The 21,985-nt window shown below is 59.6% G+C and carries 20 protein-coding genes and 1 pseudogene; 7 read left to right on the forward strand and 14 right to left on the reverse strand.

What is annotated here, in order from left to right; all coding sequences use genetic code 11:
* Positions 1-32: 32 nt before the first annotated feature.
* Positions 33-1,547, reverse strand: coding sequence for a threonine ammonia-lyase, biosynthetic (gene ilvA / locus ACYZT2_RS27325; protein ID WP_461968906.1), 1,515 nt, complete (start codon positions 1,545-1,547; stop codon positions 33-35).
* Positions 1,548-1,843: 296 nt separating this feature from the next.
* Between ilvA and rpiA the strand changes: the two genes are divergently transcribed.
* A complete protein-coding gene (gene rpiA / locus ACYZT2_RS27330; protein WP_253546373.1) occupies positions 1,844-2,515 on the forward strand; it encodes a ribose-5-phosphate isomerase RpiA in 672 nt (223 codons plus the stop codon).
* 60 nt (positions 2,516-2,575) lie between these two features.
* On the opposite strand, the gene ACYZT2_RS27335 is transcribed toward rpiA, so the two are convergent.
* The 4 genes from ACYZT2_RS27335 to ACYZT2_RS27350 all read right to left on the reverse strand — a co-directional run bounded on the left by ACYZT2_RS27335 (position 2,576) and on the right by ACYZT2_RS27350 (position 6,847).
* On the reverse strand, positions 2,576-3,493 hold the full coding sequence (locus ACYZT2_RS27335; protein ID WP_461968908.1) for an SdiA-regulated domain-containing protein: 918 nt from the start codon (positions 3,491-3,493) through the stop codon (positions 2,576-2,578).
* Between the two features lie 66 nt (positions 3,494-3,559).
* The gene (locus ACYZT2_RS27340; RefSeq protein WP_461968910.1) at positions 3,560-4,489 is read right to left on the reverse strand and encodes an SdiA-regulated domain-containing protein; all 930 of its coding nucleotides are present in this window, start codon (positions 4,487-4,489) and stop codon (positions 3,560-3,562) included.
* Positions 4,490-4,749: 260 nt separating this feature from the next.
* Positions 4,750-5,415, reverse strand: a complete 666-nt coding sequence (locus ACYZT2_RS27345) for a fumarylacetoacetate hydrolase family protein (RefSeq protein ID WP_461968912.1) — start codon at positions 5,413-5,415, stop codon at positions 4,750-4,752.
* 37 nt (positions 5,416-5,452) lie between these two features.
* Positions 5,453-6,847 carry an FAD-binding oxidoreductase gene (locus ACYZT2_RS27350; RefSeq protein ID WP_461973282.1) on the reverse strand — a complete coding sequence of 465 codons (1,395 nt, stop codon included), beginning with the start codon at positions 6,845-6,847 and terminating at the stop codon, positions 5,453-5,455.
* 205 nt (positions 6,848-7,052) lie between these two features.
* Here ACYZT2_RS27350 and serA point away from each other — a divergent pair, with 205 nt between their 5' ends.
* Positions 7,053-8,282 carry a phosphoglycerate dehydrogenase gene (serA, locus tag ACYZT2_RS27355; protein ID WP_461968914.1) on the forward strand — a complete coding sequence of 410 codons (1,230 nt, stop codon included), beginning with the start codon at positions 7,053-7,055 and terminating at the stop codon, positions 8,280-8,282.
* A gap of 62 nt (positions 8,283-8,344) precedes the next feature.
* On the opposite strand, the gene ACYZT2_RS27360 is transcribed toward serA, so the two are convergent.
* Positions 8,345-8,770, reverse strand: a complete 426-nt coding sequence (locus ACYZT2_RS27360; protein WP_461968916.1) for a DUF4399 domain-containing protein — start codon at positions 8,768-8,770, stop codon at positions 8,345-8,347.
* 135 nt (positions 8,771-8,905) lie between these two features.
* On the opposite strand from ACYZT2_RS27360, the gene ACYZT2_RS27365 reads away from it, so the two are divergent.
* Positions 8,906-9,490 (forward strand): transporter substrate-binding domain-containing protein, encoded by a 585-nt coding sequence (locus tag ACYZT2_RS27365; protein WP_461968918.1) that lies wholly within the window; start codon positions 8,906-8,908, stop codon positions 9,488-9,490.
* A gap of 123 nt (positions 9,491-9,613) precedes the next feature.
* Here ACYZT2_RS27365 and ACYZT2_RS27370 read toward each other — a convergent pair whose 3' ends face one another.
* Together ACYZT2_RS27370 and ACYZT2_RS27375 are read right to left on the reverse strand one after the other, a co-directional pair.
* Complete coding sequence (locus ACYZT2_RS27370; protein ID WP_461968920.1) at positions 9,614-10,096, reverse strand: 2-thiouracil desulfurase family protein; 483 nt, start codon at positions 10,094-10,096, stop codon at positions 9,614-9,616.
* 2 nt (positions 10,097-10,098) lie between these two features.
* Positions 10,099-10,731, reverse strand: coding sequence for a 2OG-Fe(II) oxygenase (locus tag ACYZT2_RS27375; RefSeq protein ID WP_461968922.1), 633 nt, complete (start codon positions 10,729-10,731; stop codon positions 10,099-10,101).
* Between the two features lie 133 nt (positions 10,732-10,864).
* On the opposite strand from ACYZT2_RS27375, the gene ACYZT2_RS27380 reads away from it, so the two are divergent.
* Positions 10,865-11,617 carry a DUF2059 domain-containing protein gene (locus tag ACYZT2_RS27380; protein ID WP_461968924.1) on the forward strand — a complete coding sequence of 251 codons (753 nt, stop codon included), beginning with the start codon at positions 10,865-10,867 and terminating at the stop codon, positions 11,615-11,617.
* A gap of 120 nt (positions 11,618-11,737) precedes the next feature.
* On the opposite strand, the gene bipL is transcribed toward ACYZT2_RS27380, so the two are convergent.
* The gene (bipL, locus tag ACYZT2_RS27385; protein WP_461968926.1) at positions 11,738-12,685 is read right to left on the reverse strand and encodes a phospholipase BipL; all 948 of its coding nucleotides are present in this window, start codon (positions 12,683-12,685) and stop codon (positions 11,738-11,740) included.
* Positions 12,686-12,782: 97 nt separating this feature from the next.
* Here bipL and ACYZT2_RS27390 point away from each other — a divergent pair, with 97 nt between their 5' ends.
* Together ACYZT2_RS27390 and ACYZT2_RS27395 are read left to right on the forward strand one after the other, a co-directional pair.
* Positions 12,783-13,361, forward strand: coding sequence for a DUF6436 domain-containing protein (locus ACYZT2_RS27390; RefSeq protein WP_461968928.1), 579 nt, complete (start codon positions 12,783-12,785; stop codon positions 13,359-13,361).
* A 103-nt stretch (positions 13,362-13,464) separates the two neighbouring features.
* Entirely contained in the window at positions 13,465-15,876 is a 2,412-nt protein-coding gene (locus ACYZT2_RS27395; protein WP_461968930.1) for a penicillin acylase family protein, read from the forward strand.
* A 147-nt stretch (positions 15,877-16,023) separates the two neighbouring features.
* Here the strand turns inward: ACYZT2_RS27395 and ACYZT2_RS27400 are convergent, their stop codons facing one another.
* Positions 16,024-16,989: a GlxA family transcriptional regulator gene (locus tag ACYZT2_RS27400; protein ID WP_461968932.1), complete on the reverse strand. Its 966-nt coding sequence runs from the start codon at positions 16,987-16,989 to the stop codon at positions 16,024-16,026.
* Positions 16,990-17,349: 360 nt separating this feature from the next.
* Here ACYZT2_RS27400 and ACYZT2_RS27405 point away from each other — a divergent pair.
* Positions 17,350-17,589 (forward strand): annotated as a pseudogene (locus ACYZT2_RS27405) (phosphohydrolase); the annotation flags it as partial.
* Between the two features lie 152 nt (positions 17,590-17,741).
* Here ACYZT2_RS27405 and ACYZT2_RS27410 read toward each other — a convergent pair.
* The 4 genes from ACYZT2_RS27410 to ACYZT2_RS27425 form a co-directional block, all read right to left on the reverse strand.
* Positions 17,742-18,632: an ABC transporter permease subunit gene (locus ACYZT2_RS27410; RefSeq protein WP_461968934.1), complete on the reverse strand. Its 891-nt coding sequence runs from the start codon at positions 18,630-18,632 to the stop codon at positions 17,742-17,744.
* Positions 18,629-19,510 (reverse strand): ABC transporter permease subunit, encoded by an 882-nt coding sequence (locus ACYZT2_RS27415; protein ID WP_461973284.1) that lies wholly within the window; start codon positions 19,508-19,510, stop codon positions 18,629-18,631. The genes ACYZT2_RS27410 and ACYZT2_RS27415 overlap by 4 nt, the downstream gene beginning before the upstream one ends.
* Positions 19,511-19,545: 35 nt before the next feature.
* The gene (locus ACYZT2_RS27420) at positions 19,546-20,688 is read right to left on the reverse strand and encodes an ABC transporter ATP-binding protein (RefSeq protein WP_253546340.1); all 1,143 of its coding nucleotides are present in this window, start codon (positions 20,686-20,688) and stop codon (positions 19,546-19,548) included.
* A gap of 61 nt (positions 20,689-20,749) precedes the next feature.
* Positions 20,750-21,847, reverse strand: a complete 1,098-nt coding sequence (locus tag ACYZT2_RS27425; RefSeq protein ID WP_461968936.1) for a polyamine ABC transporter substrate-binding protein — start codon at positions 21,845-21,847, stop codon at positions 20,750-20,752.
* Positions 21,848-21,985 lie beyond the last annotated feature (138 nt).

Raw genomic sequence — 21,985 nt, forward strand, 5'->3', positions numbered from 1 at the left:
TTTCCTTATGACTTGCTCGTCAGCGTAGCCGCTCAGCCGAGAAACAGCTGATAGGCCGGGTTGTCGCTTTCGTCCCAGTACGGGTAACCGATTTCTTCCAGCGCAGCCGGTACCAGATGGCGTTCGTCGTGCGGCACTTGCAGGCCCGCGACCACACGACCGTCCGCCGCGCCGTGGTTGCGGTAGTGGAACATCGAAATGTTCCAGCGCCCGCCGAGCTTGTTGAGGAAGTTGAACAACGCGCCCGGACGTTCCGGGAATTCGAAGCGCAGCACCACTTCATCGACCACATGGACAGCACGGCCACCCACCATATGGCGAATGTGCAACTTGGCCAGTTCGTTATCGGTCAGGTCGAGCACCGGGAAACCTTGCTCGGTAAGACTGGCGAGCAGCGCACTGCGCGGGTCGTTGTCCGGGTGCGTCTGCACGCCGACAAAGATGTGCGCTTCGCTGCCGGTGTTGTAGCGGTAGTTGAATTCGGTGATCTGGCGCTTGCCGATCGCTTCGCAGAACGCCTTGAAGCTGCCCGGTTTCTCGGGGATGGTCACGGCGATGATGGCTTCGCGACCCTCGCCCAGTTCGGCGCGCTCGGCCACGTGGCGCAAGCGATCGAAGTTGACGTTGGCACCAGAATCGATGGCCACGAACGTGTGGCCGGTGACACCGCGCTGCTCGACGTACTTCTTGATTCCGGCCACGCCCAACGCGCCGGCAGGTTCAGTGATCGAGCGGGTATCGTCGTAGATATCCTTGATTGCTGCGCAGATCTCGTCGGTGCTGACGGTGATAACTTCGTCTACGTAGTCTTTGCAGATATCGAAAGTGTGCTGGCCGATCTGCGCCACCGCCACGCCATCGGCAAAGAGACCCACGGTCGGCAGCACCACGCGCTCGCCGGCCGCCATGGCGGCTTGCAGGCAGTTGGAGTCGTCCGGTTCGACGCCGATGATTTTGATGTCCGGGCGCAGGTATTTCACGTACGCCGCGATCCCGGCGATCAGCCCGCCACCGCCCACCGGAACGAAGATCGCATCCAGACGCCCTGGGTGCTGACGCAGAATTTCCATGGCCACCGTGCCCTGCCCGGCAATGGTGTGGGGATCGTCGTAAGGGTGAATGTAGACGTAGCCTTTCTCATCGACCAGTTTCAGCGAGTAGGCCAGGGCTTCCGGGAACGAATCCCCGTGCAACAGCACTTTGCCGCCGCGCGAACGCACGCCTTCGACCTTGATCTCCGGGGTGGTCTTGGGCATCACGATGGTCGCTTTCACACCCAGCACCTTGGCCGCAAGGGCCAGGCCTTGCGCATGATTGCCCGCCGATGCGGTGACCACACCGCGAGCGCGCTCTTCATCGCTCAATTGCGTCAGCTTGTTATAGGCGCCGCGAATCTTGAACGAGAACACCGGCTGCAGGTCTTCACGCTTGAGCCAGATTTCATTGCCCAGCCGCTCGGAGAGCTGGCGGGCAGTCTGCAATGGGGTTTCTACGGCAACGTCATAAACGCGCGAGGTGAGGATCTTTTTGACGTACTGTTCGAGCATCGGAAAGCATCACTGAGCGGGTTGGGCAGGGCCAAGGAGTCTAACCCGGCTTTTGGGCAGGCGACCACACTAAACAGGTGGTGTAGGAGCGAGGCTTGCCCGCGAAAGCGATCTAGCTGCCAATATTATGCTGGATGTAACGGCCTCTTCGCGGGCAAGTCGGATCGCCGCACCGCTCGCTCAGGTATCGGAGTCGTGCGGCGTGCGCATTTGACCTGCCAATCGGGCAATGACCTTCACCATCGCGAGGCCTATAATGCCGGCCTTTCGTCCCCTTTCGGCACTTCGGAGCCCGCATGACCCAGGATCAACTCAAACAGGCCGTAGCCCAGGCCGCCGTCGACTTCATCCTCCCGAAACTCGACGACAAGAGCATCGTCGGGGTCGGCACCGGCTCCACCGCCAACTGCTTCATCGATGCCCTGGCCAAGCACAAAGGCGCGTTCGATGGCGCGGTCGCCAGTTCCGAAGCCACCGCCGCGCGCCTCAAGGGCCACGGTATTCCGGTGTATGAACTCAATACCGTCAGCGACCTGGAGTTCTACGTCGACGGTGCCGATGAAAGCGACGAGCACCTGAACCTGATCAAGGGCGGTGGCGCGGCCCTGACCCGCGAGAAGATCGTTGCAGCCGTAGCCAAGACCTTCATCTGCATCGCCGACGCCAGCAAACTGGTGCCGGTGCTCGGTGCGTTCCCGCTGCCGGTGGAAGTGATCCCGATGGCACGCAGCCACGTGGCCCGCCAACTGGTAAAGCTCGGCGGCGACCCGGTTTACCGAGAAGGCGTGCTGACCGACAACGGCAACATCATCCTCGATGTGTTCAACATGCAGATCACCAACCCGGTGGAGCTGGAAACACAGATCAACGCCATCGTCGGCGTGGTCACCAACGGCTTGTTCGCAGCCCGCCCGGCTGACTTGCTGCTGCTGGGGACGAGTGAAGGTGTGAAAACCCTCAAAGCCTGACAACTCGCCCTCCTGTAGGAGCGAAGCTTGCTCGCTCCTACAGTTTGTTTTGGGTGTTTGTCAGGGTTGTGCCGGTTTTTTGAAGACGTAGAAAAGATTCGGCTCGCTGACGAGGTACAGGGTGCCGTCGTCGTCCATGGCGATGCCTTCCGCTTGCGGCACAGTCTTCTGCAATCCCTGACGGCCCTTGCTCAGTGACAGGGTGGTGAGCGGTCGCCCGTCGACATCCAGCTCCAGAATCAGTCGTGACTCATCGGACAGCGCCAGCAGATGGCCGCTGCGCTCGTCGTACTGCAAGCTCGACAGGTCTCGCACGAACATCCCGGCGTCGCGCTTGGGATTGTTCACCACATGCACCGCGTAGGACTTCTCCGGGTTGTAATGCGGGAAGCCCTGCACTTCGTAAATCAGCATCGGATCGCGCTCCTTGGCGACAAACAAGCGCTTGCCCACCGAGTCATAGGCCAGGCCTTCGAAACCCTTGTTGCCCCTCATGTGCACGCCGAGGGTCATTTGCTCGGCGTCCGCGGCATCGAGGAATGTCGTGTCCTTCTCCAGATGAATTTTTATCAGCCGCTGTTCGCGCTCGTCGGTGATCACGTAAGTGTCAGCGCTGATGAACTCCACCGCCTCCGGATCGCCAAACCCGATCAGCGCCACACGCCGCAGGATTTTGCCCTCCAGGGACATCTCAATCAGTTCGGCATTTTTGTTGGTGACGGTGAACAGGCTTTTGCGCACGGGATCGAAGGTGAGGGCTGAAACATCGTCGTCCAGACCGTCAATGACTCGCGCCTCGATCACTACCTGATACTGATCCAGGCCAATGGACTGGGCATTCATCGGCTGCCAGAGCGCTTGCACATTGAACCAGGTGCGCTCGAACAGACGCAGGTACTGGCCGACGGCAATCAGCACGATGAGCGCAATGACCGACAGGATCAACATCAACGGTTTGGGACGGGCAAGTCGGCGCATTCAGGCGGGCTCGGAAACAAGACGGGCGGATGAAATACCACGGCAGTATGAATTCAAGCTTAATGGCTACGGTTGTTTTTCGAACCGGTAGAACAGGTTCGGTTCACTCACAATGTACAGCGTGCCCGCTTCATCCATGGCCACGCCTTCGGCACGGGGAATGGTTTCTTTCAGACCATTGAAACCGCCCAGCAGGGTCATGAAGCTGACCTGCTCACCTTTCTCGTCCAATTCCAGCAACAAGTGAGAATCGGCGGACAGCACCAGGGTATGGCCAGTGCGCGAATCAATGGCCAGGGCTGACAGGTTGCGGATATCCAGTTCGTCGCTGGACAGCTTTTGCTTGTCGCCCTTGAGAGTTTGGCTGCCATCGCTTTTCCAGCTGAACAGCGCCGGTGGACGCTCTTCTCCCAGCAGCAGTTGCTGGTTGCGCGCATCCCACACAATCGCCTCGAAGGCTTTATTCTGGTTTTTCGAGGGGCCCAAGTCATATTTCGGGAAACTGGCGATATTCAGTTCGCGAGTATCGGCATCGACCTTGACGATAGACAGCAGGTGCGCGCGCTCATCGGTGATCGCCAGCAAACCATTGCCCATGACCGCCACCCCTTCCGGGTTGCTCCAACCCACCAGCGGCATTTTGCGCAATACATCGCCCTGCAATGTCAGCTCGACCAGAAACGGGTTCTTGCCCATCACCGCAAACAGGGTTTTGGTCTGCGGGTCATAAGACACGTCTGACGCTTCGTCCTTTTCCATACCCGGCAGCCGCTTGGCGTCGATGACCACTCGGTAATCCGGCAGCCAAATACTCTCTTTTCGTTCGGCCGGACTTTCGAAGCGCTCCATCACCCAGAGCACGCCGCGATCATCCCAGTGCATCGCAAACACGAGGCCATACACGGCCGCCGCCACCAGCAAAAGCCAGGAGTACCAACGCATCACAAAGCGCGAGCGGCGGGCAGTTTTCAGCTTGGACAGCGGTTGGGTGGCCATGCAGGGATGCGTTCCAGAAATTCAGGCTATGGGTAATAGCACATTGGGACTGGCTCAGACGCCAGAAGCCTCGGAATTATCCGGACAAGATGTGAAAAAAACGGGAAATGGCCGGATTGCCCTGTGCGGGCGATCACGAAACCAATGTGGGAGCGAGCCTGCTCGCGATGAGGCCAGCACATTCAACAATGATGTCGAATGACAGACCGCTATCGCGAGCAGGCTCGCTCCCACAGGGCTCAACAGTGCTTCAGCTTCAGCTAGCGGACGCTGCTGGTGAAGCGGCTGGCGCCCGGCAGTTCGAGCACCAGTTCGTCACCGACATTCAGCGGGCCAACGCCCACCGGCGTGCCCGTGAGGATCACGTCACCGGCCTGCAGCGAGAAGCAGCCGGCCATGTACTGGATCATCGGCACGATCGGATTCAGCATGTCCTTGCTGTTGCCATCCTGGCGCACTTCACCATTGATGGTCAGGCAGATACCGATGTCGGTCAGGTCAGCGAAGGTACTGCCCGCCACGAACGGCGCAATCACTGCCGCACCGTCGAAGGACTTGGCGATTTCCCACGGCAGGCCCTTGGCTTTCAGTTCGGCCTGCTTGTCGCGCAAGGTCAAGTCCAGAGCCGGAGCAATGCCGGAGATAGCATCCAGCACTTCTTCACGGCTCGGTTTGGTCGACAGTGGCTTGCCGATCAACACGGCGATTTCCGCTTCGTAATGCACCGAGCCACGCTCGGTCGGAATGCTGAAACCGCCTTCCAGCGGCACCACGCAACTGCCCGGTTTGATGAACAGCAGTGGTTCAGTTGGCACCGGGTTGTCCAGCTCCTTTGCGTGTTCGGCGTAGTTGCGGCCGATGCACACCACTTTCCCCAACGGGAAATGAATACGCGTACCGTCGACATACTGGTGCTGATAGCTCATTGACCGACTCCTGATTCGTGCGCTTAAAGTTCGAAAATCAAACAGCGAAAATCTTGCCCGGGTTCATGATGCCGTTCGGGTCGAACACCGCTTTGACGGCTTTCATGTACTCGATCTCAACCGGCGAGCGACTGTAGGTCAAGTAGTCACGCTTGGTCATGCCCACGCCGTGTTCGGCGGAAATCGAACCGCTGTACTTCTCGACGGTTTCGAACACCCACTTGTTGACGGTCGCGCACTTGGCGAAGAACTCGTCCTTGCTCAGGTTATCCGGCTTGAGAATGTTCAAATGCAGGTTGCCATCGCCGATGTGGCCGAACCAGACGATTTCGAAATCCGGGTAGTGTTCGCCAACGATCGCATCGATTTCCTTCAGAAACGCCGGGACTTTCGACACAGTGACCGAAATGTCGTTCTTGTAAGGCGTCCAGTGGGAGATGGTTTCGGAGATGTACTCGCGCAGCTTCCACAGGTTCTGCAACTGGGTTTCGCTCTGGCTCATCACGCCGTCCAGCACCCAGCCCTGCTCGACGCAGTGCTCGAAGGTTTCCAAGGCGTGGTTGGCCACTTCTTCAGTGGTCGCTTCGAATTCCAGCAGCGCGTAGAACGGGCAATCGGATTCGAACGGCGCCGGCACATCGCCGCGCGCCATAACCTTGGCCAAGGCTTTATCAGAGAAGAATTCGAACGCGGTCAGGTCAAGTTTGCTCTGAAACGCGTGCAGTACCGGCATGATCGAATCGAAATCGGCGGTACCGAGAACCATCGCGGTGAGGTTTTTCGGCGCACGGTCCAGGCGCATGGTGGCTTCGACCACAAAACCCAGCGTGCCTTCGGCGCCGATGAACAGCTGACGCAGGTCGTAGCCAGTGGCGTTCTTGATCAAATCCTTGTTCAGTTCCAGCAGATCGCCCTTGCCGGTGACGACTTTCATCCCAGCCACCCAGTTGCGGGTCATGCCGTAGCGAATCACCTTGATCCCGCCGGCATTGGTGCCGATATTGCCGCCGATCTGGCTGGAACCTGCCGACGCGAAGTCCACCGGGTAGTACAGGCCGTGCTCTTCGGCCTTGTTCTGCAATTGCTCGGTGATCACGCCCGGCTGACAAACGGCCGTGCGATCGGTCAGGTTCACGTCGAGAATCTGGTTCATGTAGTCGAAGGACACGACCACTTCGCCATTAGCCGCCACCGCCGCAGCCGAAAGCCCGGTACGACCGCCGGACGGCACCAGCGCAACCTTGTGTTCATTGGCCCAACGGACAATGGCCTGGACCTGCTCGGTGGTCTTGGGAAACACAATGGCGGTCGGCGCCGGGGCGAAATGCTTGGTCCAATCCTTACCGTAAGCATTCAGGGAGTCGGCGTCGGTCAGTACCTTGCCAGGCTCAACCAAGGTCTTCAGCTCATCAATCAGCGCAGGATTGGTCATCGACAGAACTCTCGAACAATTCATGGTCATCCTGAAGACGCTTCACGTCGCAGGAATGAGTGTTTAGCGGGGTGCATATGCTAGCATACCGACCCCGCAGGATAGTGCCCAAAGGCTGTTCTGCGGCGACGGCTATCATGCCGCTCGGGTCAGCGTCTGCTGGCTACTTCCCTGCCAATTTTCTCCGGGATACAGGTTTACGCAGATGAGCAAGACTTCTCTCGATAAGAGCAAGATCAAGTTCCTTCTTCTCGAAGGCGTCCACCAATCGGCTGTCGACGTCCTCAAGGCGGCGGGCTACACCAGCATCGAGTACCTCACAGGTTCTCTGCCGGAAGCCCAGCTGAAGGAAAAGATCGCTGATGCTCACTTCATCGGCATTCGCTCCCGCACTCAACTGACCGAAGAAATCTTCGATCACGCGAAGAAACTGGTGGCTGTCGGCTGTTTCTGCATCGGCACCAACCAGGTCGACCTCAATGCGGCTCGCGAACGCGGCATCGCGGTATTCAACGCGCCGTACTCCAACACTCGCTCCGTAGCCGAGCTGGTCTTGGCCGAGGCGATCCTGTTGCTGCGCGGCATCCCTGAGAAGAACGCTTCCTGCCACCGTGGCGGCTGGATCAAGAGCGCAGCCAACTCCTTCGAAATCCGTGGCAAGAAGCTGGGCATCGTCGGTTACGGCTCGATCGGTACTCAACTGTCGGTTCTGGCTGAAGGCCTGGGCATGCAGGTGTACTTCTACGACACCGTGACCAAGCTGCCACTGGGTAACGCCACCCAGGTCGGCAACCTGCACGAACTGCTGGGCATGTCCGACATCGTCACCCTGCACGTTCCGGAAACCGCAGCCACCCAGTGGATGATCGGCGAGAAAGAAATCCGCTCCATCAAGAAGGGCGGGATTCTGATCAACGCTGCTCGCGGCACCGTGGTTGAACTGGACGCCCTGGCGGACGCGATCAAGGACAAGCACCTGATCGGCGCGGCCATCGACGTATTCCCGGTGGAGCCGCGCTCCAACGAAGAAGAGTTCGAAAGCCCGCTGCGTGGCCTGGACAACGTGATTCTGACCCCGCACATCGGTGGTTCCACCGCTGAAGCGCAGGCCAACATTGGTCTGGAAGTGGCAGAAAAACTGGTCAAGTACAGCGACAACGGTACGTCGGTATCGTCCGTGAACTTCCCGGAAGTGGCCCTGCCGGCTCACCCTGGCAAGCACCGCCTGCTGCACATCCACGAGAACATTCCGGGTGTGATGAGCGAGATCAACAAGGTTTTCGCCGAAAACGGCATCAACATTTCCGGTCAGTTCCTGCAGACCAATGAGAAAGTCGGCTACGTCGTGATCGACGTCGATGCCGAATACTCGGAAATGGCGCAAGAGAAGCTGCAGCACATCAACGGCACCATTCGTTGCCGCGTGTTGTTCTGATCGCGACTTGAGCGACAAAAAAGGGAGCTCCTCGGAGCTCCCTTTTTCATGTCCGTGAAAAATTACTTCACATTGACGGTGATCTTCTTCGACACGATTGGCGGATCGAACGGCATGTGGCCGCTGTCGCCCAACTCCAGCTGCAGGGTGTGCTTGCCCGGTGCCAGTTTGATTTCCGCCTGGGTCTGCGCCTTGCCGAAGTGCATGTGATTGGCATCCGTTGGAATTGGAGCACCGGCGGCTGGCAATTTATCGACATCGATCAGCAAGTGGTGATGGCCGGTGTTTTTGGTGACATCACCCGCTGGTGCCAGCGCAATGTCCTTGACAGCGAACTTGACGATGAAGGTCTGCGGCACCGTGGCGCCATCTTCGGGAGAAACGATGGACACTTGCGCACCCTTGGGCGCCGGTGTGGCAGCAGTTGCCAGCATCGAAGCCCCCATCAGCAGACCCGCCAATGCTGCTCGTGACATAAAGCTTTTCATTCTCTTCTCCAGTTTTTCCGTAAAATTCGCTCGACCGTGACAACTTCACGGCCATTCGTTGTCGAAGGCACACGACAACCATAGCAAAGCGAGCCTGAACAGCGCGTCGCGATAAATGAATTCAAAGGAGTGACCATGCGCTTTTTGCCTGGCCTGATCTGCCTGCTACCCCTTTTGAGCCCTTTGGCTCATGCCGAACTGATTGACGATGTAAACGACCGCGGCGAACTGCGCATTGCCCTCGAGGCTAATACCCCGCCCTTCAATTTCAAGGATGACGGCAAACTGACCGGCTTCGAGGTCGAATTGGGTCAAATGTTGGCCAATGAACTGGATGTAAGGGCCGACTTCGTCGTCACCGATTCCGGTGATCTGCTGACCGGCGTCGAAAGTGGCAAATACGACATCGCCATCAACCACATCACAGAGACCCCGGCGCTCACGGAGCGTTTCGACTTCAGCCAACCTTACATTCAAACCAATGCGCAATTGATCGCGCAGAAAGAAGAGCCGCGCTCAATACTGCTGGTGCAGTCGCTGACCGAGGAAAAGCCGAAAGCCGACCAGCCCGTGAACCTGGCGATCCCGTTCCAGAAGGGTAATCCGGCATTTCAGGCCAGCCTGGAAAACGCCTTGCAGCGGATCAAGAGGGATGGCCGATTGGAAGCGTTGTCGCAGAAGTGGTTCGGGGCGGATACGAGTGTGGTGCCGAAACCCTGAAATCGCGGAGAAACCTGTGGGAGCGAGCCTGCTCGCGATGGGGTCATAACAGTCAACATTGATGTTGAATGTAAGACCGCTATCGCGAGCAGGCTCGCTCCCACAGTGGATCTGGGCTTGTCGTTAGTCGAGTGTTGCCAGAGCCTGCGCCGCGTCGGCCAACTCCAACTCGCTAAAGACCTGAACGCCATTGCGCTTGAGCAATGCTGCGGTAACACCCTCACCGCTGACCTTCCCGCCACTGAACGTCCCGTCATAGGTCAACAGATTCCCGCAAGACGGGCTGTTGGACTTGAGCACGGCAATCCGGATGTGCTGCTGCACCAATTCCAGCGCCTGATAAGCCCCCGAAAGAAACTCGGCACTGACGTCCTCGCCCTCAGTGGTGATGACCGAGGCAAGGCCATCAAGCACCTCACCGCCCTGCCCGCCCGGAATCTCCGCCGCAGCTCTTGGCGTCGGCAAACCACCGGCGACTTCCGGGCACAACGGCACCACCCGGCCTTCGGCAATCCACTGTTCCAACAGATCGAATGGCCCGCTGGCGCCACCGTCGTAACGGACGCGGTGACCGAGCAAACAGCGGCTGACCAGAATCTTTTGCATGATCAGAACGGCTCGTTGCCACGACGCCTGAACCAGCCCGTCAATGACAGGCGATCTCGGGTCGCGGGAAGGACTTCGTGGGGCACTTCGCCCGACAGGAACACCACCAGGCATCCGCCGGTGGGCACCACATCGTGTTCGACACCTTCGTCCAGGTACATGCGCAACTGACCGCCATGCTCGGGCAGCCAGCCGTCATTGAGGTAGATCACCGCCGAGACCATGCGCCGATCATCATCGCGGAATCGGTCGACATGCTTGAGGTAAAAAGCGCCAGGCGGGTACAGGGCGAAATGGCTCTCGTAATCTTCCAGGCCCAGAAACAAACCGCGATTCATCGCCTCACGCAGGCTGTTCATCAACCCCAGATAGCTGTCGCAGGCCTCGACCTGACCGGGTTCGAGCCACTGGATATGGTCACCGCGAATGCCCTCGCGGATCTCCGAAAACGGCCCGCGCCCCACGGCGGCCGGGGCGAGCTCGCCCTCGGCGGCACGTTTGCGGCACTCGGCCGCCAGCGCCTGGGTCAGATCCAGAGGCAGGAAAATATTCTGCTGCGACCAGCCGCGCTCAGCCAGGTCGTCGACGATACGTAACAGCAGCGGATGATCAGAGGATATTTGCATGGCGCGCATAGTATTCCTGTGCCCGCAAATCCGACAGAGCCGCGCAGCGGAGGATTGGTCGGATAAGGCACGCAACCTGATACGAATTCTCGACAAGTACGAATGCCGCACGGAGAATAGTCGCCTGCTGACAGGAGTCCCTATGCGTCGCTTGCTTTTTTCACTGCTGATGTTCTGTGTTTTGCCCGCTTGGGCGGACGGCCACGACCAATTGTACAAGGTCGCCGGTTGGCCAGAACAACGCGCGCATTTCACTGATGCTCTCGCGGCCGCTCAGCAGCGTTACCAGAACAGCCTGCCGCCAGCGGTGTTTCAAGCCCTGGTCAATAACAGCAATCAGCGCTTTGCGCCCAAGGCCATGGACCAGCGTGCCGAAGCGCAGTTGCGCAAAACGCTTGCCGATCCGAAACCTGCATTGACCTTCTTCCAATCACCCTTGGGCAAGAAAATCGTCGCCGCCGAACTGCTGGCGACCCGTCGCGATCAATTGGCGAAAAATGCCAAGGGCTTGCCGAAAATGCAGGCCAGCGATACCCGTCAACTCATCATCGGACACTTGGCCCAGGCCCTGCCCGCCCGTGAGGCCGGTGCTGAAGTCAGCCTGGCGATCGCGGGCGTGGCGGCCGACAGCCTGAGCTCGATGATCCCCGGCCTGCTCGGTGGCGGTCAGGCTCAAGGCATGTTGAACGGCCAGCGCCAGCGCCTGATGGAGCAGATCGGCGCCGACCTGAACAACACGCTGCTGTATGTCTATCGCGACCTGTCGGATGAAGAGCTGGAAGAGTTCGCGACCTTTGCCGAGTCCATTGAAGGCAGGGCTTACTACCAAGCGGCATTGGCGGCGATTCGGGCGGGGTTGGCGGTGGGGCAGAGTACGTCGAGCCTTGCCCAATAATCTGCAGCGACTGGTAGATCGCTATCGCGAGCAGGCTCGCTCCCACAGTTGACCGGGTTGCTCAGGCAGACACGGTCTAATGTGGGAGCGAGCCTGCTCGCGATGGGGTCGCAATGGCCACTAAAGATTCCGCCCCTTCATCCGCTTGCTCAAAAACCCGAAATACTCCTGCCGCAATCCCGGCGTCTCATTCGCCAAATGATGCCGTGCCTCAGGCAACATCAGCACCTGAGGCCGATCGAACTTGCCCCGCAGTACATCAAGGTTGTGCTTCCAATCCACGGTCATGTCCGCCTGCCCCTGCACGATCAGCGGCTGCCGCGGGCTCTTCGGAGCCGCTTCGATACGCTTGATCCATCGACCCAGCGCACCGACCCAGGCCGTTGGCAGACGCAACGGCTGCAGCGGATCGGCTTGCAGGAATGCGAGAAAGTCAGGGTCGTTGGAGTTCTCGCTGAAACGCCGGGCGATGCCGTTGACGAAAGGCTTGAGCAGGTAATAACTGAGCTGCGACCAACCCCAGGCTCGCGGCCGCACCAACGGCGACAGCAGAATCACCTGCCCCTGGGCCGGACTGTTCGCGCCCTGATTGAGCACATGATCGATCACGATCGCCCCGCCGGTACTTTGCCCGCACAAGTGCCAAGGCTGCGGAAGGCCCAGCGACTGCGCCTCGGCCAATAGCCCTTGCAGCGTGCTCTGATACTCGGCGAAATCCTTGATGCTCGCCCGTTCGCCACTGGACAGGCCATGCCCCGGCAGGTCACAGGCGATCACCGCAAAACCCTGGTCCAGCGCCCACTCGATCACATGCCGGTAGAGCCCGGTGTGATCGTAGAAGCCGTGAAACAAAAACAGCGTCGCCTTCGCCCGCTCGGGCCACCAGAGCTGGCTGACCACTTCATAGCCATCGACCTCGAAACGCCCCAGGCCACTGCGCAGGTTTCGTTGCGGGAAATCCAGCCCATAAAAATGCTGATAGGCCATGGCTTCCGTCGACAGCGGCTGCCACTCGGCCAATGGCCGCAGGCTGGCACGCAAATGATCGGGGTCGAAAGTGGCAGACATGGGCTATTCCAGAACGCGAAACGGGCTTTATGGGCCTGCGATATTCATCTGTCGCGGCAAGCATGGCAAGCTAGCCGACCTTCGAGGATTGAAACCCATGCGTCCGGCCTACCGCACCACACTGCTTGCCAGCCTGCTCGCCCTTGTGTGTGCCGGCGTGCTGTGGGCCGCCTATGACTGGTTTCAGGGGCGCTACTTGCGGGCATTCAGTTCGCACACCGCCGTGTTCTCCGGCGACCCGTTGCGCCTGCCGGACGAACTGGCCGGACCCGGCGCCATCCGCCTAGTGCACTTCTGGGACCCGGCCTGCCCGTGCAATGTCGGCAATCAACAACACCTGACCGAACTGGTTGAGCAGTATGTACCGCGGGGCGTCGAGTTCTATGCGGTCCAAAAACCCGGCAGCCACGGTCAATTACCCAGCACGTTGAGTCGCCTCAAAACCATTACTGTCCTGCCGGGTTCCGAACAAATCCCTGCCAGCCCGGCGGTGGCGATCTGGGACCGCAGTGGCAGGCTGGCGTATTTCGGGCCGTACAGCGAAGGCCTGACCTGCAATTCGAGCAACAGTTTTATCGAGCCCATTCTGCAAGCGCTGAATGAAGGCCGGGCCGTGAACGCCACCCATACGCTGGCGGTGGGTTGCTACTGCCCGTGGCCTGTTGAGGTGAAGTAAGGCATTCCTGACTTTTCCAGGACCGCGATGCCCGGCACAGGAGGTCTGTGCTACACGTTTGCAGCCCACACGGGCGGCAATCCCGAAAGAACAAGGAGTCACCATGAAACGCGTCCTGACCGTACTTGCCTTGCTGATCGTCGTGCTCGTCGCCGGGGGCGGCTGGTACGTGTACAGCAAGCAACCGACGCGCCAGGGCCAGGTGAAGTTGCAGCACCTGCAAGGTTCGGTGACCGTGCGCTACGACGTGCGCGGCGTGCCGCATATCCGTGCCGAAAACGAAACCGACCTCTACCGCGCCCTTGGCTATGTACATGCCCAGGACCGACTGTTCCAGATGGAAGCCATGCGGCGCCTGGCCCGTGGTGAGCTGGCCGAAGTCCTCGGCCCGAAACTGACCGACACCGACAAACTGTTTCGCAGCCTGCGCATCCGCGAACGGGCTGAAAGCTACGTGGCCGCGCTGGATCGTCAATCGCCGGCATGGAAAGCCTTGCAAGCCTATCTGGACGGCATCAATCAATATCAGGACAGCCACGCTGCGCCGGCAGAGTTCGACGTGCTGGGGATTCCCAAGCGCCCTTTCACCGCCGAAGACAGCATCAGCATCGCCGGCTACATGGCCTACAGCTTTGCCGCGGCGTTTCGCACCGAACCCTTGCTGACTTACGTGCGTGACCAACTGGGCGCCGAGTACCTGAATATCTTCGATCTCGACTGGCAGCCCAAGGGCGTGCTGGCCAAAAGGCGCGCCAATCCTCCACCGGCCCTCACCACCAATGACTGGAAGGATTTGAACGCCCTCGCCCGTTTGAGTGAGCAGGCCTTGGCCGACAATGGTTTGCCACAATTCGAAGGCAGCAATGCGTGGGTGATTTCCGGCAGCCGCAGCAAAAGCGGCAAACCACTGCTGGCCGGCGACCCGCACATTCGCTTCTCCGCGCCGTCGGTGTGGTACGAAGCGCACCTGTCAGCGCCGGGTTTCGAGCTTTATGGTTACCATCAGGCGCTGGTGCCGTTTGCGTTTCTTGGCCACAACCTGGACTTCGGCTGGAGCCTGACGATGTTCCAGAACGACGATCTGGACCTGATCGCCGAGAAGGTCAACCCGGACCACCCGAACCAGGTCTGGTATCGCGGCCAGTGGGTCGACATGGTCAATACCGAACAACAGATCGCGGTCAAAGGCCAGTCACCGGTCACGCTGACCCTGCGCCAGTCGCCCCACGGCCCGATCATCAACGATGCGCTCGGCACGGCCTCGGGCAAGACGCCGGTCGCCATGTGGTGGGCCTTCCTCGACACCCCGAATCCGATCCTCGATGGCTTCTACCAGCTCAACCGCGCCGACACCCTGGCCAAGGCCCGCGCCGCGTCGGCCAAGGTTCAGGCACCGGGGCTGAACATCGTCTACGCCAACGCCAAGGGCGACATCGGTTGGTGGGCCTCGGCGTTGCTGCCCAAGCGCCCGGCCGGGGTGAAACCCGGTTTCATCCTCGACGGCAGCACCCCTCAGGCAGACAAGGAAGGTTTTTACCCGTTCAGCGCCAACCCACAGGAAGAAAACCCGGCGCGAGGCTATATCGTTTCGGCCAACTTCCAACCGGTGTCGCCGACCGGCATGGAGATTCCCGGTTACTACAACCTCGCCGATCGCGGCCAGCAACTCAATCGTCAGCTCAGCGACAAGAACGTGAAGTGGGACAACGACTCCAACCAGAAGCTGCAACTGGGCACCACCACCGACTACGGTCCGCGTTTGCTGGCGCCGTTGTTGCCGGTACTGCGTGAAGTGGTGAGCGATCCCGCCGAACTCAAACGGGTAGAGCAACTGGCGCAGTGGAGCGGCGATTACCCGCTGGACTCCGTCAGCGCCACCCTGTTCAACCAGTTCTTGTTCAACCTCACCGACGCGGCGATGCGCGATGAACTGGGCAATGACTTCTTCGAAACGCTGCTCCCGACTCGGGTAATCGATGCCGCACTGCCGCGCTTGGCAGCCTCCGCCGATTCACCGTGGTGGGACAACCGCAACACCCCCGGCAAGGAAACCCGCGCCGATACGGTCAAGGTTGCCTGGCAAGCGAGCATGGCCCACCTCAAAACCACCCTGGGCGCCGATTCAACACAATGGCAGTGGGGCAAGGCGCACACCCTGACTCACGGCCATCCGCTGGGGACGCAGAAACCGCTGGAGCGGATCTTCAACGTCGGACCGTTTGCGGCGCCCGGCACCCATGAAGTGCCGAACAACCTCTCGGCCAAGATCGGCCCGGCGCCGTGGCCTGTGACCTATGGCCCGTCAACCCGGCGGTTGATCGACTTCGCCGACCCGGCCCACAGCCTGACCATCAACCCTGTCGGCCAGAGCGGCGTGCCGTTCGACAGCCACTATGCCGATCAGGCCGAATCGTATATCGAAGGGGTTTATTACCAGGCGCATTTCAATGATGAAGAAGTGACGGCCAATACACGTAGCACGTTGAAGCTGTTGCCGGCGCGGGCTGCGCAATAGATTTTTGGTTGGCCCGGCGGGCCCCATCGCGAGCAGGCTCGCTCCCACAGGATTCTGTGACATACACAAAATTTGTGTTCGCTGGAGATCCCTTGTGGGAGCGAGCCTGCTCGCGATGAGGCCCTGAGAGACGACAAAAAACCCTACTCAAACCATCGCCGTAAAATTCAACCTGAACTGCTGCGGCGTCACCCCCAGCCTGCGGTTGAACACACTGCGCATGTGCTGGGCATCGCGAAACCCGCACTGGTACGCCACGGTTTTCAGCGGCGCATGGGTGCTTTCGAGCATCACCCGCGCCGCGTCCACCCTCGCCCGCTCGACGAATTCCGCCGGAGTGATTTTCGCCTCCTTGGCAAACACCCGGGAAAAGTTGCGCGTGCTCATATTGGCGGCGTTGGCCAGATCAGCGATGGTCAGGTCGCCATTGAGGTTGGCCAACACATAGAGCTGGACCAGCGCCACCACCGAAGTCGGTTCGGCGTGGGGCGTGAGGAACGGGCTGAACTGCGATTGCCCGCCCGAGCGCTGGGTGAACACCACCAGCCGCTTGGCCACGCTGAGTGCCACGTCCGGCCCGTGATCCCGGGCCAGCAAATACAGCGACAGATCGATCCCCGCGGTGACCCCGGCCGAGGTGTAAAGCTCGCCGTCCTGCATGTACAAGCGATCAGCCTCGACCTGAGTCGACGGGCATAGCTGCGCCAGCGCCGCGGCGTCGCCCCAATGGGTGGTGACGGCTCGCCCATCGAGCAATCCGGCCCGGGCGAGCATGAAGGCACCGTTGCAGATCGAACCAAACCGTTGCGCCCGCGCGCAGGCATCGCGCAACCAGGCATCGAACGCCGCGCCAAAATTGATGAACGGCAACTGCGGCCCACCCGCCACCAACAGCAGGTCATAAGCCTCCAGCGCTTCACTGAAGTGCCGGTGGGCGTTGAGCGACAAACCGTTGGAGCACGCCATCATCCCACGCTCGACACCGATCACCTCCAGCCGATAGTGATCCTGCGGTGCCAGGAAACGATTGGCTTCGGAAAAAACATCCATGGGGCCGGTGACGTCCAGTGACTGGACGCCTGGGAACACCACGATGGCAACGGTTTTGTGCATGGCATGAAACGCCTTCTATGGCACTGAACTAGATGTCAGCTATCACTGGACCTGTAGCAGCTGCCGAGCCTGCGAGGCTGCGTTCGGCTGCGCAGCAGTCGTGAAGTCAGGCACCGCGGTCTTTCAGGTGAATCGCGTGCGCAGGGTTTACGACTGCTTCGCAGCCGAACGCAGCCTCGCAGGCTCGGCAGCTGCTACAGGCCTGCTTCTTTCGGGATATCTGCGCCAACCCTAGCCAATCCAGGCCCAACAAGCGAGGTTGGCGCGATAGGCAGGCTCATTGGCCGGGATCGCAGCCATGGATCGATTGTCCGGTTTCGGTTGCCTGAACAGACTTGACTCCATCAGCGCCGCCACGGTGCCGGCGTCGAGATGGATGTGCCGGGCATCAACTACGCGGCGTTTTCCACCGTGCAGCGTGAAGCGGTGGTGCATGCGCATCCACGGGGTGAAGGGTTCAAGGAGTGCATCCTGTGTGCGTTCGCCAATGGCTTCAAACATAAGCCGGACAGCACGTTTGGCACCGTGAACGCGGATGTGCTGGTGGACAGCGAGCCGGGCTTCAAGCCGATGAACTTCGTCGAGATAATCCGAAAATAGCCTTGGCTCGCTTGACCCTTTGTGGGAGCGAGCCTGCTCGCGATGCAGGCCACTCGGTGCAACCAAGATACCGAGGTGATGCTATCGCGAGCAGGCTCGCTCCCACAGGGATTTGGGTTGGCCACGCAACGGTGATCAACCCGGCATCAAGCTCAAGCCGCTTCCGGCGCTTGCGCCCGGCGCACGTCCGGTTGTTTCCAGGAATCGGCGGCACTTTCTTCGATGGCCTGCTGGATCGCACGCTTGCGAATCTCTTCGGCACGTCGGCTGAAGTACCAGACCAGGAACGTCATCAGCGACACCGCCAGCAGAATCAAGCTGGCCACGGCGTTGATCTCAGGCTTCACGCCCAGACGCACCGCCGAGAACACTTCCATCGGCAGGGTCGTTGAACCCGGTCCAGAGACGAAGCTCGCCAGCACCAAGTCATCCAACGACAAGGCGAACGACATCATCCCGCCCGCCGCCAGCGATGGCGCGATCATCGGGATGGTGATCAGGAAGAACACCTTCCACGGCCGCGCACCCAGGTCCATGGCGGCCTCTTCGATGGACAGGTCCAGCTCACGCAAGCGCGCCGACACCACCACCGCCACATACGCTGCACAGAAGGTGGTGTGGGCGATCCAGATGGTGACGATGCCACGCTCCTGTGGCCAGCCGATCATCTGCGCCATGGCCACGAACAGCAGCAACAGCGACAGACCGGTAATCACTTCAGGCATCACCAGCGGCGCGGTGACCAGACCACCGAACAGCGTGCGGCCCTTGAAGTGAGTGATGCGGGTCAGCACGAAGGCTGCCAGCGTCCCCAGTGCCACCGCTGCAATCGCCGTGTAGCAGGCGATTTCCAGGGAGCGCACCACCGAGCCCATCAGTTGGGTGTTGTCCATCAACCCCACGTACCACTTGATCGACCAGCCGCCCCACACCGTCACCAGTTTCGAGGCGTTGAACGAGTAGATCACCAGGATCAGCATCGGCGCGTAGATGAAAAGCAAACCCGCTACCAGCATGAAACTTGAGAAACGGAAGCGCTTCATTCCTTGCCCTCCATTTCTTTGGCCTGACTACGGTTGAACAGAATGATCGGCACAATCAGGATCGCCAGCATCACCACCGCAAGCGCTGATGCCACCGGCCAGTCGCGGTTGTTGAAGAATTCTTGCCAGAGCACTTTACCGATCATGAGGGTTTCCGGACCGCCAAGCAGTTCCGGGATCACGAACTCACCCACCACCGGGATGAACACCAGCATGCAGCCGGCGATGATGCCGTTCTTGGACAGCGGAATGGTGATCTTCCAGAAGCTGTTGAAGGTGCTCGAACCCAGGTCGGACGCGGCTTCCAGCAGGCTGTTATCGTGTTTCACCAGGTTGGCGTAGAGCGGCAGGATCATGAACGGCAGATAGGAGTAAACGACCCCGATATAGACCGCGAGGTTGGTGTTGAGAATCTGCAGCGGCTCGTCGATCCAGCCCATCGTCATCAGAAAACCGTTGAGCAGACCGTTGTTGCTGAGAATGCCCATCCACGCATACACGCGGATCAGGATCGCGGTCCAGGTCGGCATCATGATCAGCAGCACCAGCACCGTCTGCATTTCTTTGCGGGCACTGGCAATGGCGTAGGCCATCGGGTAGCCGATCAGCAAACAGAGGACGGTGCTGATCAGCGCCATCTTCAATGAGCCGAGGTAAGCAGCGATGTACAACTCGTCGTCGCCGAGCATCGCGTAGTTGCTCAGGTTAAGCAGCACCTGGAGCTTCTGGTCGATGAAGCTGTAGATTTCGGTGTATGGCGGAATGGCCACGTCGGCTTCGGCGAAGCTGATCTTCAAAACGATGAAGAACGGCAGCATGAAGAACAGGAACAGCCAGATGAACGGAACCCCAATGACCAGCTGACGGCCACCGGGAATTATTCGATTGAGCCGGCGTTTGAGTTTGCGCATGTTCATGAGCGAAGTACCACGCCGCTGTCGTCTTCCCAGTACACGTAAACCTGGTCACCCCAGGTTGGGCGCTGACCGCGACGCTCGGCATTGGCGACGAAGGACTGCACCAGCTTGCCGCTCGGCAGTTCGACGTAGAACACCGAATGGCCACCGAGGTAGGCGATGTCATGCACCTTGCCGCTCGACCAGTTGTATTCGCAGGTCGGCATGTCGGCCGTCACCAGCAGTTTTTCCGGACGGATCGCGTAGGTAACGGACTTGTCCTGCACCGAGGTGCTGATGCCGTGACCCACATAAATACTGCGGTCCAGATCCTTGCAGGTGATGAGCGCATGACCTTCGGCGTCGTCCACCACTTCGCCTTCGAAGATGTTGACGTTGCCGATGAATTCGCAGACCAGACGGCTGGTCGGGGTTTCATAGATGTCGATCGGGCTGCCGATCTGGGCGATCCAGCCCAGGTGCATGATCGCGATGCGCTCGGCCATGGTCATGGCCTCTTCCTGGTCGTGGGTCACCATCACGCAGGTCACGCCGACCCGCTCGATAATCTCGACCAGTTCCAGCTGCATTTGCGAGCGCAGCTTCTTGTCCAGCGCCCCCATCGGTTCGTCGAGCAACAGCAGCTTCGGCCGCTTGGCCAATGAACGTGCCAGCGCCACACGCTGACGCTGACCGCCGGACAACTGATGGGGTTTGCGCTTGGCGTACTGGCTCATCTGCACCAGCTTGAGCATCTCCGCCACGCGAGCGTCGACTTCAGCCGACGGAATCTTGTCCTGCTTGAGGCCGAAGGCGATGTTCTGCGCCACCGTCATGTGCGGGAACAAGGCATAAGACTGGAACATCATGTTGATCGGCCGCTCGTACGGCGGCATGTCCGTGATGTCTACGCCATCGAGGAAAATGCGCCCCTCCGTGGGCCGTTCGAAACCTGCCAGCATCCGCAGCAAGGTGGATTTGCCCGAACCCGAGCCGCCGAGCAGGGCGAAGATTTCGCCTTTCTTGATTTCCAGGGACACGTCGTCCACGGCAATCGTCTCGTCGAACTTTTTGGTGACCCGGTCGATTTTGACCAGCACCTGTTTAGGTGTCTGGTCGCCCTCGAGGGCTTTCTTATAGGCGCCGGAGGCAACTGCCATTTACGAAACTCCCAACAGAATTTGCAGTTCGCTCAACGTGGCGAACCTGGATAGTTTGAAGCTATTTGCCCGACTTGACCTTGGTCCAGCTGCGCGTCATCAAACGTTGAATGTTCGGTGGCAAATCGGTGGAAACGTATGTCTTGTCGAGGACCGCTTGCGGTGGATATACCGATGCGTCGGTGCGTATGGACTGTTCCATCAGTTTGTCCGAACCGGGGTTCGGGTTGGCGTAGCCTACGGAATCACTGACCTTGGCGATCACTTCAGGTTTGAGCAAATAGTTGATAAAGGCATGGGCTTCTTTGACGTTGGCCGCATCCTTGGGGATCGCCAGCATGTCGAACCAGAGCGCGCCGCCTTCTTTCGGAATCGAGTAGGCGATGTTCATGCCTTTGCCGGCTTCAGCCGCGCGGGCCTTGGCCTGGAACATGTCGCCGGAGAAACCGATCGCCACGCAGATGTCACCGTTGGCCAGGTCTGCGATGTATTTGGACGAGTGGAAATAGGTCACGTAAGGCCGCACTGACAGCAACTTGGCTTCAGCCTTTTTGTAGTCTTCAGGGTTGGTGCTGTTGGCGTTCAGGCCCATGTAGTTAAGGACCGTGGGCATCATTTCATCGGCGGAGTCGAGGAACGCCACACCACAGCTGTGCAGCTTCTTGATGTTCTGCGGCTCGAACACCACATCCCAGGAATCGATCTTGTCGAGGCCCAGCACTGCCTTGACCTTGTCGACGTTGTAACCGATGCCGTTGGTGCCCCACAGATACGGCACGGCGTACTGGTTGCCCGGATCGTTCTGCTCCAGCCGCTTGAGCAGTACCGGGTCGAGGTTGGAATAGTGGGTCAGCTTCGATTTATCGAGCTTCTGAAAAGCCCCGGCCTTGATCTGCTTGCCAAGGAAGTGGTTGGACGGCACGACCACGTCATAACCGGTACGCCCGGCCAGCAACTTGCCTTCAAGGGTTTCATTGGAATCGAATACGTCATACACCGGCTTGATGCCGGTTTCTTTCTGGAAGTCGGCCAGGGTGGTTTCACCGATGTAGTCCGACCAATTATAAATATGCACTGTGCCAGCGGCCTGAACACTGACAGCAAGTGTCAGCCCGGCACCGACCAGCAGGGCATTGCGCAACAAAGAAAAAATAGGCACGTGGAGGTCCTCTAAAATTAGTTGGGCCCAAGTTGCCCCGCGTTACATGACAGCCATGGCTACCGGGCAACAAAACCGGCGCGCAACTTACCCTCGAAAAACCGTTCCAGCAAACTTTATGAAGATCCTGTAGCAGCT

Source organism: Pseudomonas sp. MDT1-85 (genome assembly GCF_054898065.1).